13 protein-coding genes are annotated in these 14,640 nt (G+C 43.2%); 11 read left to right on the top strand and 2 right to left on the bottom strand.

Annotated features, from left to right (window positions below; all coding sequences use genetic code 11):
• Nucleotides 1-157: 157 nt before the first annotated feature.
• Nucleotides 158-1,852, top strand: a complete 1,695-nt coding sequence (locus ACESZG_RS13495; protein ID WP_243099842.1) for an EAL domain-containing response regulator — start codon at nucleotides 158-160, stop codon at nucleotides 1,850-1,852.
• Between the two features lie 243 nt (nucleotides 1,853-2,095).
• Here the strand turns inward: ACESZG_RS13495 and ACESZG_RS13490 are convergent, their stop codons facing one another.
• Nucleotides 2,096-3,679 carry a glucose-6-phosphate isomerase gene (locus ACESZG_RS13490; protein WP_025579671.1) on the bottom strand — a complete coding sequence of 528 codons (1,584 nt, stop codon included), beginning with the start codon at nucleotides 3,677-3,679 and terminating at the stop codon, nucleotides 2,096-2,098.
• Nucleotides 3,680-4,050: 371 nt separating this feature from the next.
• Here ACESZG_RS13490 and ACESZG_RS13485 point away from each other — a divergent pair, with 371 nt between their 5' ends.
• From ACESZG_RS13485 to ACESZG_RS13445, 9 genes are all read left to right on the top strand, one after another.
• Nucleotides 4,051-5,001 carry an ABC transporter permease gene (locus tag ACESZG_RS13485; RefSeq protein WP_025579672.1) on the top strand — a complete coding sequence of 317 codons (951 nt, stop codon included), beginning with the start codon at nucleotides 4,051-4,053 and terminating at the stop codon, nucleotides 4,999-5,001.
• 2 nt (nucleotides 5,002-5,003) lie between these two features.
• A complete protein-coding gene (locus ACESZG_RS13480; RefSeq protein ID WP_025579673.1) occupies nucleotides 5,004-6,362 on the top strand; it encodes an ABC transporter permease in 1,359 nt (452 codons plus the stop codon).
• A gap of 15 nt (nucleotides 6,363-6,377) precedes the next feature.
• Complete coding sequence (locus ACESZG_RS13475; protein ID WP_025579674.1) at nucleotides 6,378-7,385, top strand: ABC transporter ATP-binding protein; 1,008 nt, start codon at nucleotides 6,378-6,380, stop codon at nucleotides 7,383-7,385.
• A 1-nt stretch (nucleotide 7,386) separates the two neighbouring features.
• Nucleotides 7,387-8,400 carry an ABC transporter ATP-binding protein gene (locus tag ACESZG_RS13470; RefSeq protein ID WP_025579675.1) on the top strand — a complete coding sequence of 338 codons (1,014 nt, stop codon included), beginning with the start codon at nucleotides 7,387-7,389 and terminating at the stop codon, nucleotides 8,398-8,400.
• Between the two features lie 260 nt (nucleotides 8,401-8,660).
• Entirely contained in the window at nucleotides 8,661-10,325 is a 1,665-nt protein-coding gene (locus tag ACESZG_RS13465) for a peptide ABC transporter substrate-binding protein (RefSeq protein ID WP_025579676.1), read from the top strand.
• 296 nt (nucleotides 10,326-10,621) lie between these two features.
• Complete coding sequence (locus tag ACESZG_RS13460; protein ID WP_025579677.1) at nucleotides 10,622-11,125, top strand: NUDIX domain-containing protein; 504 nt, start codon at nucleotides 10,622-10,624, stop codon at nucleotides 11,123-11,125.
• Nucleotides 11,126-11,271: 146 nt separating this feature from the next.
• A complete protein-coding gene (locus ACESZG_RS13455; RefSeq protein WP_144136849.1) occupies nucleotides 11,272-11,577 on the top strand; it encodes a hypothetical protein in 306 nt (101 codons plus the stop codon).
• A gap of 1 nt (nucleotide 11,578) precedes the next feature.
• Nucleotides 11,579-11,746 carry a diguanylate cyclase domain-containing protein gene (locus ACESZG_RS13450; RefSeq protein ID WP_118521755.1) on the top strand — a complete coding sequence of 56 codons (168 nt, stop codon included), beginning with the start codon at nucleotides 11,579-11,581 and terminating at the stop codon, nucleotides 11,744-11,746.
• A 309-nt stretch (nucleotides 11,747-12,055) separates the two neighbouring features.
• Complete coding sequence (locus ACESZG_RS13445) at nucleotides 12,056-13,075, top strand: M42 family metallopeptidase (RefSeq protein WP_025579680.1); 1,020 nt, start codon at nucleotides 12,056-12,058, stop codon at nucleotides 13,073-13,075.
• A gap of 214 nt (nucleotides 13,076-13,289) precedes the next feature.
• On the opposite strand, the gene thrH is transcribed toward ACESZG_RS13445, so the two are convergent.
• Nucleotides 13,290-13,892 carry a bifunctional phosphoserine phosphatase/homoserine phosphotransferase ThrH gene (gene thrH / locus ACESZG_RS13440; protein WP_025579681.1) on the bottom strand — a complete coding sequence of 201 codons (603 nt, stop codon included), beginning with the start codon at nucleotides 13,890-13,892 and terminating at the stop codon, nucleotides 13,290-13,292.
• Nucleotides 13,893-14,157: 265 nt separating this feature from the next.
• On the opposite strand from thrH, the gene ACESZG_RS13435 reads away from it, so the two are divergent.
• Nucleotides 14,158-14,625 carry a MarR family winged helix-turn-helix transcriptional regulator gene (locus ACESZG_RS13435; protein WP_081018880.1) on the top strand — a complete coding sequence of 156 codons (468 nt, stop codon included), beginning with the start codon at nucleotides 14,158-14,160 and terminating at the stop codon, nucleotides 14,623-14,625.
• The last annotated feature ends 15 nt before the right edge of the window (nucleotides 14,626-14,640 follow it).

Raw genomic sequence — 14,640 nt, 5'->3', positions numbered from 1 at the left:
ATTATGTATGCCTGTAACGTTTAAGTATAGTATATTCCCACAATGGCTGGACGGTTGCAGATAACAGATCGGTTACTATAATAATTTGAGCATCTCCGGTGCGGATATCCGGAGATGCTTTGCTTTGGAAATTGTGTGTGAGGGGTATAAAAAAAGTATGAGAAAAGATTCTGACAATGCAAAACTGTTGGAACCGGGGGAATTACCGTCCAAAAGAAAAATCCTGGTCGTAGAAGATAATGAATTAAACAGAGATATCCTCTCTTCTTTTCTGGAAGAGAAATTTGATGTTTTTCTCGCAGAAAACGGGGAAGAAGGACTGGAACTTCTTTCCGAGCATTACAGAGAATTATCAGTAGTGCTGTTGGATATCTGTATGCCTGTGTGTGATGGATTTGAATTCCTCAGACGCAGAAACACAGATAAGTTTCTGTCAACCATACCGGTTATCGTTATGACCGGAAGTAATTCAAAAGATGCAGAACTTCAATGCCTGGATCTTGGTGCAGTTGATTTTATTCCGAAGCCCTATAACTTTAAACTTGTAATGGGCAGGATCAACAGTGTGATCAAGCTGAGGGAGTCCGTAATGGCACTGACTGCAGTAGAACATGATGAGCTTACCGGAGTTTATACCAGACAGGCGTTTTTCTATCATGCAAAATCTTTTCTGAAAACCAGACCGGGGGAGAAATTTCATCTTGTAATTGCTGACATCAGAGATTTCAAACTGATTAACAGCAGTTACGGGGAGAAAGTAGGAGATGAAATCCTCTGCTATCTGGCAGGAGCTTATACAAAGATGCTGAAGACAGGTCTGGTATCCAGATATGGGAGTGATCAGTTCGTATGTATGACGTGTGATGACTGTGATCTGTCTTTGGAAACAGTGACAAAGATAGAAGAAGAAATCGCAGAGCATGCACCTGTTCCCAATCTTATGGTCAAATATGGAGTTTATCAGGATATTGATAAATCTTTACCTGTTTCTGTAATCTGTGACAGAGGATTTATGGCAATCAGAAGTATCCGCGATAACTATGAGTGTAACATTGCCTATTATACAGAGAAAATGAAACAGAAGCAGATGCAGGACCGTTTGCTGGAGAACAGATTTGAATCTGCGATTAAAAATAAAGAATTTGTGGCATATTTCCAGCCGAAATATGATGTAAAAACAGAGAGGATCACAGGAGCGGAATCACTGGTGCGATGGATCAACCCGGATGGTTCCATGGTAATGCCCGGAGATTTCATCCCGCTATATGAAAAGGACGGACTGATCGTGAAGCTGGATGAATACATATTCCGGTATGTCTGCGAATTTCAGCGTGAACTGATGGAGAAGGGGCAGGAGCTGATTCCGATTTCTGTAAATCTGTCGCGTACAAGCATCCATCATTCCGATATTGTTGAACGTTATATGAAGATTGTAGAGGAGAATGGAATCCCGTTTTCCTGTGTGCCTGTTGAACTGACGGAAACAGCTACTCTGAATAATGTTATGATCAGAGATTTTACAGAGAAACTGGTAAATGCAGGATTTGCACTGCACATGGATGATTTTGGTTCAGGATATTCTTCACTGATCACATTGAGTGAATTACCGTTTAATACACTGAAGATTGATAAGAGTCTGATTGACTGTATTCACCAGCAGAAGGGAAGAATGGTCGTGCAGCAGGTGATCATCCTGGCACATGGACTTGGCATGAAGGTGGTTGCAGAAGGTGTGGAGACTGCAGATCAGGTTGAACTTCTGAAGGAGATGGAATGTGACAATATTCAAGGATTCTATTATTCCAGACCATTGCCGAAAGCAGAGTTTGTTAAGAAGTCAGAAGAGAATTAGAAAAGAAAACAGAAAAATCATCATAAGGAACTTCCTGATAATATTTATCGGAGTTCTGTATGATGATTTTGTTATGTTACAGGAAATTACTCCGTAATGTTCCTATAACATAACAAAGCCCTTCGGGCAGGATTCTTTCTTGTAGCACTCCTCCTGAATGTATTATTGAAGAGGAGTGCTATAGTTTGAAACCGCTTTTTGCGGTTGAATCTTGGCTTGTGTATTTTTTGTTTTCTGATGAAATCAGATGTTTAACAGGTCACTGTATACTTTCAGTGCTCCGTCAGTGTCATGTGCAAGAACACGTTTTGCAAGGACTTTACCAAGCTGAACACCTTCCTGGTCGAAGCTGTTTAAGTTCCATACGAATCCCTGGAACATGATCTTGTTCTCGAAGTGAGCAAGTAATGCACCCAGAGATGCTGGTGTAAGTTCTTCACCTGTGATGATGCTGGAAGGACGTCCGCCCTTGAAGTTCTTGTTCAGGTTCTCATCCTTTTTACCGCATGCAAATGCTACGATCTGAGCAGCAACGTTCGCGCAGAGTTTCTGCTGGCTTGTGCTGTTCTCGATATCTACGTCTACACCAAGCTGGCTCTTCTTGAAGCCGATGAACTGAAGCGGAACAATGTCAGTTCCCTGATGTAATAACTGATAGAAGGAATGCTGTCCGTTAGTACCTGGCTCACCGAAGATAACCGGTCCTGTTACATAATCTACAGGTTCACCGAAGCGGTTTACAGATTTACCGTTGGATTCCATGTCACACTGCTGTAAGTGTGCAGGGAAACGGCTCAATGCCTGAGAGTATGGGAGAACTGCTGTTGCAGGATATCCCTGTACGTTTCTCTCATAAACACCGATCAGTGCATCCAGCATATCCGGATTCTCAAGGATGTTCTTATTAGTAGCAAGCTTGTCCTCAGCAGCAGCTCCGTCAAGGATCTGTGCAAATACTTCAGGACCGAATGCAAGGGAAAGGATCGCACCGCCTACACCGGAAACAGAAGAGTAACGTCCGCCAATATAGTCATCCATGAAGATTGCTGTCAGATAATCCTCGCTCTTAGCCAGAGGAGATGTCTCACTTGTTACAGCAAGCATATGTTTGGATGGATTTAATCCTGCTTTTACCAGAGCGTTCTTGACGAATGCTTCGTTTGTCAGAGTTTCAAGAGTTGTACCGGATTTGGATACAACGATGAACAGAGAATGAGCAAGGTCTACTGAAGCAAGGACAGCAGCTGCATCATCAGGATCTACGTTGCTGATGAATTTTGCTTCCATTTTAAATGTGTTGTTTGCTTTTGCCCAGTTCTCAAGAGCGATATATAATGCACGAGGACCTAAGTCACTTCCGCCGATACCAATCTGTACGACTGTTGTGAACTTCTCGCCGTTTTCATTAGTGATCTCACCTGTGTGAACTTTATTTGCGAAGTCAGCGGCTTTCTTCTGCTGTGCTACGTAGAATTCACGTTTGTCAACACCGTCTACAACTACAGCGTCACCGAGCTGAGTTCGTGCAAGGTGATGAAGAACCATACGTTTCTCTCCTGTATTGATCACAGCGCCGTTGTATAATTCCTGAAATTTGTCGATAAGCTGGGCTTCGTCTGCCAGATCTGCAAGTGCGTTCAGGACTGTTTCGTCAACCTGTTTTGCGGCATAGTTATAAGCCAGGCCGGCTGCCATTGGTGCGCTGTACTTCTTTACACGTTCAGCACCATTTTCGCCTGTCATGGCCTCTGCGATATTTACATGACCCTTCAGACCGGCAAGCTTACTGTAGGAAGCAAGAGTGTCCAGATTTTTCCATGTTGCCATAATAATATTCCTCCTTTAAATGACTGTAGCTGTATGGCTGCAGTTGCTAATATTGATTATACTGAATAAATGTTTTAATTTCAATGCAAGGATGCAGGGATTTTAAATATATTTTCCAGTTTACCGGAATGTTATTTCTGAAAAATTTAGATTTTTTATAAATATTTAACAAATTAAAGCGTAAGCATTTTCCAGTAGTATTAGCTTGAAATGGTATGAGAAAGTATGGTATAATTTCCTTTATATCTGCACAGCTAGAATACATACGAATAATAGCAGAAAAACAGTTACTGTTCCAATGTTGCTGAGAACAGTAACGAAAATATCTCCACAAAGCGAAAAGCAATATATAAGGAAGAAAGGAAAAACATATGGCTAACGCTAAATACTTCTTAAAGAGATTTGCAATGGCATTGCTTACGATCTTTCTGGTAGCATGCCTTACATTTCTTCTGATGAACGCTGTGCCTGGAAGCCCGTGGCTCAGCGAGAAAACGCCATCTGCCGCAACCCTGGCAGCGCTGAATGCAAAATATGGCCTGGATAAGCCTGTTCATGTTCAGCTTTTCATGTATCTTAAAAATATTCTGCATGGTGACTTTGGCGTGTCCCTGAAGATGCAGAAAAACCGCGCAGTTCTGGATATCATCGTTGAGATGTTCCCGGTATCTGCCAAAGTAGGTGCCCTCGCTCTGTTATGGGCGATCATCGTAGGTGTACCACTTGGATGTCTCGCAGCATTTAAGAGAGGTAAGCTCACAGACAGTATCCTCAGAGTTATCTGCACTCTGGGTATCTCCATGCCGAGTTTCGTAGTTGCATCTGTTCTTCTTGTAACACTCACAGGTGACGGAGCACTGAATCTGTTCCCGTCCATTTTTGATGCGTCACAGGGGATCAGAGCCTACATACTTCCGTGCTTTGCATTGGGATTTTACCCGATGTGCTATACTGCACGTCAGACCCGTTCTGCTATGCTGGATTCCTTAAGCCAGGAATATATCAAGACAGCCAGGGCAAAAGGTCTTAAGAATAAGAAGATCATCTTCAAACATGCATTAAGAAATGCCCTGATCCCGGTTATTACTTACCTGGGACCGCAGGTTGCTTTTACTTTATGCGGTGGTTTCGTAGTAGAGAGTGTATTCTCTATCCCGGGACTGGGACGTTATTTCGTACAGTCTATTCAGAACCGTGACTATCCGGTTATCATGGGAACTACTATTTTCCTTGCAACATTTATTATTCTGATGAATCTGGTCGTAGACCTCCTCTATAAGGTAGCTGACCCGAGAATCAGCCTGACAAAGGGAGGAGACTGATCATGGCAGAGAATAAGAAGATCAAGAAATGTCCGGTAAGTCTTCAGCCGGATATTGAGAACCTTCTTCAGGACTTGACACCGGATGATTTTGCTTCGGCTTCCAGTCAGGAGAAAGAAGATTTCATCCAGGACCGCCAGAGTGTATCTTACTGGAAAGATGCCTGGAGAAGATTAAAGAAGAATGTTGTGGCGATGGTCGCACTTGGAGTTATTATATTCCTGTTTCTGTTTGCGTTCGTCGGACCACTTCTGATCCCATATGGATATGATGAATTTAACGATGGCGCTGAGAACCTGTTTCCATATCATTACACACTGGAAGACCAGCAGCGTGTAGATGAAGAGATTGCATCCAGAACTCAGAGTGAGGTTGTTGATGTTGATTCAATGATCGAGCAGGCTAAGGCAGAGGCGGAAGCCAAAGGTGAGAAGTTTACAAAAAAAGATGAAGCAATCCTTCGCGCAAAAGCAAAAACAGCAGCAAAGAATGATACAGCGAGTGAGTCTGAAGAGAGCACAGACCCAGATACAGTCCGCAAGGAACTGGGAATTAAGAAACATATCTTCGGATATTCAAAGAAAGAACTTGAGCGTAAAGCAGCCGGCGAGAAAGTTTTCCCACATGTCTTTGGAACAGATATGTACGGACGTGATATTCTTGTCCGTGTTATGTATGGTGCACGAGTTTCTATGTCAGTTGGTGTATTTGCCGCACTTCTCGTACTGATCATTGGTGCTTTATATGGTGCGATCTCCGGTTACTGTGGCGGTAAGGTCGATGCAGTGATGCAGCGTATCGTAGAGCTGATCTATGCAGTTCCTGAAATGCTGGTCGTACTTCTGATCGCAACTGCACTGAAACCAATCCTGACAGAATATATCAACTCCCCGGGCGGCGGTCCGCTGAAGTCCTTTGCCAATGTACTTGGTCCGAACCTTATCTCCATGTTCATTGCCTTCGGTCTTCTGTACTGGGTAACTATGAGCCGTATCATCCGTGGACAGGTACTTCAGCTGAAACAGCAGGAATATGTAACAGCAGCCAGAGCACTCGGTGCTTCAGGCGGACGTATCATCCGTCGTCATCTGCTTCCGAACTGTATCGGACAGATCGTTGTAACAACCTGCCTGCAGATCCCGTCTGCGATCTTCCTGGAGTCATTCCTTTCCTATCTTGGTGTTGGTGTATCTGCACCGCTTCCAAGCCTTGGATCTATGGCAACAGACGCATTAAGCGGTATGTATACATACACTTACAGACTGATCGTTCCGTCTGTAGTCCTCAGTGTAATGATTCTTGCATTTAACCTGTTCGGTGATGGTCTGCGCGATGCACTTGACCCGAAACTTAAGAAATAAGAGAGGAGGAGAATCATGTCTGAACAGAAACATAAATTATTGGAAGTTAAGGACTTAAAAGTCTCCTTCTTTACACCGGCCGGTGAAGTTAAGGCTGTAGGAGGAATCTCCTACGACCTGGACTACGGCGAAGTTATGGGAGTAGTAGGAGAGTCCGGTTCCGGTAAGAGCCAGGAAGCCTACTCTATTATGGGACTTCTTCAGTCTCCTGGTAAGGTTGTCGGAGGTTCCATTACTTTTGAAGGACAGGATGTCCTGTCTTTTACCAAAGATCAGATGACAGAATTCCGCGGCAGTAAAGTAGCGATGATCTTCCAGAACCCGATGACCTGTTTAAACCCGGTTTACACCATTGGAAATCAGTTAGTAGAAGCACTTCGCGCTCATGATAAAAAGATCAGCAAGGAAGAAGCTGAGAAGCGTGCCATGGAAATGATGGAAATGGTTGGTATCAACAATGTACAGAAGCGTATGAAACAGTATCCTCATGAGTTCTCCGGTGGTATGCGCCAGCGAGTTATGATCGCCATGGGTCTGATCTGTCATCCGCAGCTTCTGATCGCGGATGAGCCGACTACAGCTCTGGATGTTACGATCCAGGCACAGATCCTTGACCTGATGAAAGACCTGCAGAAGAAAACAAAAATGGGAATCATTTTTATCACTCATAACCTTGGTGTTGTTGCGGATATCTGCGATAAGGTTTCCGTTATGTATGCAGGCCGTATCGTTGAACAGGGCCCTGTTGATGATATTTTCTATGAACCTGCGCATCCGTATACAAAAGGACTTCTGCGTTCTATGCCTCGTGTAGATGCAGAGAGTTACGAACGACTGATCCCGATAGAGGGTACTCCGGTCGATATGCTGAATCCGCCGGAAGGCTGTCCTTTTGCACCACGCTGTGAGCATTGTATGAAGATCTGTCTGAAGAAGATGCCTCCTTATGTAGAAGTAGGCGAGAAACACCGTTCAGCCTGCTGGCTGTGTGTTCAGGAACTGATGGGCAAGGAGGAGAACTGATATGGCAAATGAAGAAAAGAAACTTGTCGAGATAGAGAATTTACGTAAATACTTCCCGATCAAGGGAACAAACGGTCCAGGTGTTCAGGCAGTTCAGGATGTTTCCCTCTATATTAAGAAAGGTGAGACATTAGGACTGGTAGGAGAGTCCGGATGCGGTAAAACAACTCTGGGAAGAACCATTCTCAGATTGTATGAGCCGACCGGTGGTAAGATTATCTATGACGGTCAGACAATTTTTGACAATCCGTTGGACAAAGACGGCAAACCACTTGGCAAAGCGAAATCTGTAAACATGCTTCCTTACCGTAAGAAAATGCAGATTATTTTCCAGGATCCATCCGCATCTCTTGATCCTCGTATGACAGTCGGAGAGATTATCGGAGAGGCTATCGACATTCATAAACTGGCTGCAAATAAAAAAGACCGTGCGGATATGATCAAAGGTCTACTTGCAAGAGTAGGATTAAATACCGAGCATGCAAACCGTTATCCTCATGAGTTCTCCGGCGGACAGCAGCAGCGTGTCGGCATTGCCCGTGCACTTGCCGTTAAACCGGAATTTATCGTATGTGATGAGCCGATTTCCGCATTGGACGTTTCTATCCAGTCACAGGTTGTAAACATGCTGGAGGATATGCAGGCAGAAATGGGACTGACTTACCTGTTTATCGCTCATGACTTGTCTGTTGTGCGTCATATTTCAAACAGGATCGGTGTTATGTATCTGGGATCTCTGGTAGAACTTGGTGAGAGCTATGAGCTGAACCGTCATCCTATCCATCCATATACACAGACGCTTCTTTCTGCAGTTCCGGTACCGGATCCTAAGCTGAGCCGTACCAGAAAGCGTATCATCCTTGAGGGAGATGTGCCAAGCCCGATGAACCCGCCGAGTGGATGCCGTTTCCATACCAGATGTCCATATGCGACACAGAAGTGCCGTGAGGAGATGCCACAGTTCAAAGAGCATGAACCTGGACACTGGGCAGCATGTCATCTGCTGGATAAATAATACAGTCAAGCGGATATTCGCCTGACTATTTATCAGAGTACTTACAGAATACGAAAAAATATAATGTAAACTGGTGGGTAATACTGAAATAAATAGAAAGAATAAAAATAGGAAATAATTAACAAAATTATTGTTGCAATTATAGTAAAAAATCCGAAAGAAAAAGCTTAACATAGGTATTGGGTTCCTGTATAATGGAATTTATAATACAAATCGCTGACTTCTCATACAGCGAAAACCATAATAAAGGAGGACAAGTAATGAGAAAGGCAAAAACAATTATGTCTCTGGCTCTGTCAGTAGCTATGGTTACAAGCATGGCAGCTACAGCACCTGTAATGGCAGCAGAGAGCGAATCAACAGACGGATTTAATCTGAATCTCTGTATCGCATCTGAACCACAGAGTATCGACCCTGCACTGAATACAGCAATGGATGGTTCTGTCATGTGCCACCATATGTTCGAAGGTCTGGTCAAATGGGCAGACGACGGTGAAGGAAATGCTGTTACAGTTCCAGGACAGGCTGAATCCTGGGATAAAGAGACAAACGATGACGGAACAGTAACTTATACTGTACATCTTCGTGATGGTATCAAATGGTCTGACGGACAGGCCGTAACAGCAGGAGATTTCGAATATTCCTGGAAACGTCTGGCAAACCCGGAAACAGCAGCAGACTACTGTTACATGATCGACATGGTAAAAGGATATGCAGAGGTAGCTGACGGAAGTGCGGATCCTGACACACTTGGAATCAAAGCTACAGATGATACAACACTGCAGATCGATTTAACTTATGACTGCCCGTATTTCGAAGAGATCATGGCATTCCCGGCAACCTTCCCTGTTCGTAAAGATATGGTAGAGGGAAGCGAGAACTGGACATTTGATCCTGCAACTTATATCAGCAACGGACCTTACAAGATGAAAGAATGGTCTCATAACTCCTACATTCTTATGGAAAAGAATGAGAACTACTATGATTATGAGAACCTTGGACCGGACACAATTAAATTTGCACTTCTGGACGACAACAACGCGATCCTTAAAGGATACAACAACGGAGAACTTGATTTCATCGAGAACCTTCCTGTAGACGAAGTTGCTACTTACCTTGCATCCGGAGAACTTAACATCGCTGACTATATCGGAACATACTATGTATGCTTCAATACAGAAAATGAAGTATTCTCTGATCCTGCAATCCGTAAAGCATTCTCACTTGTAATCGATCGTAACTACATCGTAGATAACGTAACTCAGTCCGGTGAAGTTCCTGCAACAGGATATGTTCCATCCGGTATCTATGATGCAGACGGAGCAAGCGGAGATGACTTCCGTACAGTAGGCGGTGAATATTACAGCGTTTCTGAAGATGATTATGAGAAGAACTGTGAAGAAGCACGTCAGATCCTTGCAGATGCAGGATATCCAGACGGCGAAGGTTTCCCGACAGTTGAATATCTGTACAACACAGATGACAAACACAAAAAGATCGCTGAAGCACTCCAGAACATGTGGCAGAAAGAACTTGGCGTAACTGTTAACCTGGACAACCAGGACTGGAACGTATTCCTTCAGAACAGAAAGAATGGTGACTTCCAGATCGCACGTAACGGATGGATCGGTGACTACAATGATCCTTGTACATTCCTTGATATGTGGTATACAGGCGGCGGAAACAACGATGCTCAGTATTCTAACCCGGATTACGATGCACAGATCGATGCAGCAAAAGCTACTTCTGATCAGGCAGAGCGTATGAAAGCATTCCATGCAGCAGAAGATATCCTTATCGGTGAAGACAATGTACTGGCTCCTCTGTACTTCTATACACAGCCATACATGCTGAAAGATAATATCAAAGGTATGTATTACACACCACTTGGATACTTCTTCTTCGGATACACAACCCAGGAATAAGATCTGAGACAGGAATGAGTCTGGAAACGGACAGAGAAAGTAGTTTCGCATTCCTGCATAAAAATGCATAATTTTGAAAGTAAAAACAGCTCTGTGCGGAAGAGTTTAAGACTCTCCGCAGGGGCTGTTTTTGTTTTAGAACAGGAGATGGTAAAGTTTTCAGGCTGCCACTTTTTTATGATAAAAAGGTAAAATAAAAAACTAAATTTTACAGTATATGTTTGCATAAAAATCTATAAGATGATATGATTATAAATAAACGTTACAATAGCAATCTTACAGGGAGATAACTGGAAATGGAATTTTGGGATATTTATGATGAGAATAAGAAACCTACAGGACGTACCATGAAGAGAAATGACTGGTGTCTGAAGGACGGAGAGTATCATCTGACTGTGCTTGGCGTAGTAGCCAGACCGGATGGTACTTTTCTAATCACTAAACGTGTCATGACGAAAGCGTGGGCACCTGGATGGTGGGAAGTATCCGGCGGCGCTGCACAGGCAGGAGAGGAATCTTATGAAGCTGTTCTGCGTGAGGTGAAAGAGGAAACAGGACTGGATGCCCGAAACGCAGAAGGTGGTTATCTTTTTACGTATAAGAGAGAGAACCCGGGTGAAGGAGACAACTATTTTGTAGATGTGTACCGTTTTATCATGGACATTGATGAGAATGACTTACATTTACAGACTGAAGAGACAGACGGATATATGTTTGCCAGTCCTGACCAGATCAGAGAATTTGCAGCAGATGGAAAATTTCTGCATTATGACAGTATAAAAAAGGCATTTGAGATGTAAATATATGCAGAGATCCGTGGGAAAACCTTTCGGATGCTGCTTATGATATAAAGAGAAATGCAGCATCCGGAAGGTGATTCCTGAGAGGAAAGATAATGAAAAATATAATAAAGAACAGTCAGAAAAGGTTCGGGAGAATAATCCTGGTGATTATTAATATTCTTCTGATCCTGGCGGCGGTTCTGTCTTCTCTGGTTTATTCCGACCATATCAGGAATGAAAAAACGCAGATGCAGATAGATGCGTTTTGTTCCACTATGGAAGGAATGAAGCAGGTTTCCGGAAACTATCTGAAGATGGAGAAGGGATATGCAGAGAACTGGGCAAATTACATAGAACGCCAGAATATGACGATGGATGAAGCCCTGGATTATATCAAAAACAGCAATTCTCAGAAAGACAGGCATGCACATATTGTAGATATGGATAGAGGATTTCGCAGCAGTAAGTGATGTGAATGTGATCAGAAATGAGAGAATGGGAACTGCTTACGGAGATCAGATCATCCGTGGAGTAGCGGAGTGTATTCGTGCAAGTCTCAGAACAGGGGAGCAGGTTTACCGTATTCTAGGAGATGAATATCTCCTTGTTAATGAGATTGGCGGAACAGTAGGCTTCTGAAGAGTGCTCTGGTAGAGGATTTTCATACAATCCTTGAGAAGCATAATCTCTCTACAGACAGTATTATCCTGGAACTGACAGAGAGTGGATATCTGGAGACATCGCAGAATGTAATGAATATGAACATAAACTGCTGGAGCATATTATGTAAGATGGAATGCCGCCGGAAGTGAAGAACACTGAGGGCGCTTTCTTTCTGCCGTGATATAATCAAATCAAACTGCGAAGCAGTTATTCGGTTATGAGCAAATAGCGGAGCGGATGATTTTATCCGCTTAATCAAGTATGAAATGATGAGAGGAAAAAAATATGGAAAAAAATCTTGAGTTTATCGGGGAACAGTTAAAGAAATTAACTGCAATCCCAAGCCCGTCCAGCTATACGGAAAAGGCGGCAGAGTATCTGATGGAAACACTGAAAGAAATGGGATATGAGCCGGAGCTTTCCAATAAGGGAAATGTGCTCGTGACGATCGGAGGAGAGGGAAATCCGCTGGTCCTGGCATCTCATATTGATACTCTTGGTGCAATGGTACGCTCCATAAAAGATAACGGACGCCTCCGTCCTACAACTCTGGGCGGACATCAGTGGAGAACTGCTGATGGTGAGAACTGTACTGTTCATACGAGAGACGGCAGGGTTTATACAGGGGTTGTGCTGAATACAGAACCATCTGCGCACGTGGCAGATGAGAAAGTGGAACAGACAGAAGAGAATATGGAGATCCTGCTGGATGAGAATGTAGAAAACAAAGAGGATATTGATGCACTGGGAATCCAGGTAGGAGATATCATTGCTATGGATCCGCGGACTGTGATCACAGAGAGTGGATATATCAAGAGCCGTTTTCTAGATGATAAGCTTTCTGCAGCAATCCTGCTGGGACTGGCGAAGGCAGTGAAAGACGAAGGGATTACACTGCATCGTAAGGTATCATTGCTTTTCACAGTATATGAAGAAGTTGGACATGGCGGAAGCTATGTACCGGCAGATACAGCGGAAATGATTTCTGTAGATATGGGATGTGTGGGTGCTGATCTTGGATGTACAGAGCGTATGGTATCCATCTGCGCCAAAGATTCCGGCGGTCCGTACAATTATAATCTGATCACTGCACTGGTCAATACAGCGAAAGCACATGGTCTGGATTTCGCGATCGATGTTTATCCGCATTATGGATCTGATGTGGAGGCAACTCTCCGCGCAGGATATGACATCAGACATGGCCTGATCGGACCTGGGGTTTATGCTTCACATAATTATGAGAGATCTCATATGGATGGAGTGAAGAATACGTATGAGCTTGTGAAGGCGTATGTGACGGAATAAAAAATAAAGCAGCTGTTCTTTTATATGTTTTTTGGTAATTGGAATATTGGACAGGAACTGCTTTATGAGGTTAAATTACAAAAAATCTGCAGGAGATATCATATAATGGATATCTTATCTGCAGATTTTATTATTTGTGGATATTTATATTAATGAAATTTCCCATTCCAGATGTGAAATATAAATAGCAATAATATTTTGATATAAAGCTGATTTATTTCATTGCATTCTTAATAGCAGCCAGCAGTTCATCATATTCTTCATATGCCGGGATCTCCGGATAATCTGCTTTGATCTTATCTGTACTGCGGAACAGGAATCCAGCCTTGCTTGCCTGGATCATACCCAGGTCATTGTAGGAATCACCGCTTGCAATGGTATCGAATCCGATAGACTGTAAAGCCTTTACAGTAGTTAACTTGGATTGTTCCACTCTCATCTTAAAGCCTGTGATCTCACCGTTGTCTGCAACTTCAAGAGTGTTGCAGAATAAGGTAGGTCTGCCAAGCTTCTCCATGAGCGGTGCTGCAAACTGTGTGAAAGTATCGCTGATCAGAATTACCTGAGAGAAAGAACGAAGTTCATCCAGGAATTCCTTTGCACCCGGAAGCGGATCGATCTTTGCGATCACATCCTGAATTTCTTTCAGTCCGAGACCATGTTCCTTCAGAATACCAAGCCTCCAGTTCATCAGCTTATCATAGTCCGGCTCATCACGTGTGGTTTTCTTCAGCTCCGGGATTCCGCTTGCTTCAGCAAATGCGATCCAGATCTCAGGTACCAGTACGCCCTCTACGTCAAGACATGTAATATACATAATAGAAATCCTCCTTTGTGTAAAACCTCTTTATTTTTGAAAATCCTTTAATGCTTTATTTAGTGAAATCATTCTAACATATTCTGAGAGTCCTTGCAAATTTAATTTTTGAGTAGTTCAAAAGGAGAAATAAAAACGAGTATTGACATAAAAAAACTAAAGCCATATAATAGTTAGGCAACTAATGGATAGCAACCTAACTATTATATGGCTTTGCTATAGTATGGGTACTGATTTTAGGAGGTGCGGCGAGATAGACGAGGAAATGAAACAGAAGCTGAATGAGATGCATGTAGGCAGGCTGATACATATTTTATCCCATACAATGAAACGGCATAATCCGGCAGAGGTGATGGAGAATGACGATCTGACGACCATGCAGAAACATGTGCTGAAATTTATCCTTCTGGAAACCATGCACAGAGATCTCTATCAGAAAGATATTGAAGAGGAATTCCAGATCAGGAAACCTACAGTGACAGGGATCCTGAAGCTGATGGAGAAGAACGGTTACATTTACAGAGAGAGTGCGAAACAGGATGCACGCCTGAAACAGATCATTCCCACAGAGAAAGCAGAGAAGATCCGTCCTGCAATCTTAAAGAGTATTGAAGAAGGCGAAGCCAAAATGCTCCGGGGAATTCCGAAGGAGGATGTGGAACTGTGCAAACAGGTTCTCTGGCAGATGTATGAAAACCGGAAAAAATCCTGCGATAGCAGGAATGATTTTTAACAGAAATAACGAGAC

It is taken from the genome of Blautia sp. Marseille-P2398 (assembly GCF_964240315.1).
GTDB lineage: Bacteria > Bacillota > Clostridia > Lachnospirales > Lachnospiraceae > Blautia_A > Blautia_A wexlerae.
Note: the sequence above shows the minus strand (reverse complement) of the source record. Positions and strands in the feature narration are given on the sequence as shown.

Bases quoted from the DNA above. Each gene is read 5' to 3' on its own strand.
- ACESZG_RS13490 (WP_025579671.1), bottom strand. From the start codon at position 3,679: ATGGCAACATGGAAAAATCTGGACACTCTTGCTTCCTACAGTAAGCTT.
- ACESZG_RS13495 (WP_243099842.1), top strand. From the start codon at position 158: ATGAGAAAAGATTCTGACAATGCAAAACTGTTGGAACCGGGGGAATTA.
- ACESZG_RS13460 (WP_025579677.1), top strand. From the start codon at position 10,622: ATGGAATTTTGGGATATTTATGATGAGAATAAGAAACCTACAGGACGT.
- ACESZG_RS13465 (WP_025579676.1), top strand. From the start codon at position 8,661: ATGAGAAAGGCAAAAACAATTATGTCTCTGGCTCTGTCAGTAGCTATG.
- ACESZG_RS13435 (WP_081018880.1), top strand. From the start codon at position 14,158: ATGAAACAGAAGCTGAATGAGATGCATGTAGGCAGGCTGATACATATT.
- ACESZG_RS13475 (WP_025579674.1), top strand. From the start codon at position 6,378: ATGTCTGAACAGAAACATAAATTATTGGAAGTTAAGGACTTAAAAGTC.
- ACESZG_RS13470 (WP_025579675.1), top strand. From the start codon at position 7,387: ATGGCAAATGAAGAAAAGAAACTTGTCGAGATAGAGAATTTACGTAAA.
- ACESZG_RS13445 (WP_025579680.1), top strand. From the start codon at position 12,056: ATGGAAAAAAATCTTGAGTTTATCGGGGAACAGTTAAAGAAATTAACT.
- ACESZG_RS13485 (WP_025579672.1), top strand. From the start codon at position 4,051: ATGGCTAACGCTAAATACTTCTTAAAGAGATTTGCAATGGCATTGCTT.
- thrH (WP_025579681.1), bottom strand. From the start codon at position 13,892: ATGTATATTACATGTCTTGACGTAGAGGGCGTACTGGTACCTGAGATC.
- ACESZG_RS13480 (WP_025579673.1), top strand. From the start codon at position 5,004: ATGGCAGAGAATAAGAAGATCAAGAAATGTCCGGTAAGTCTTCAGCCG.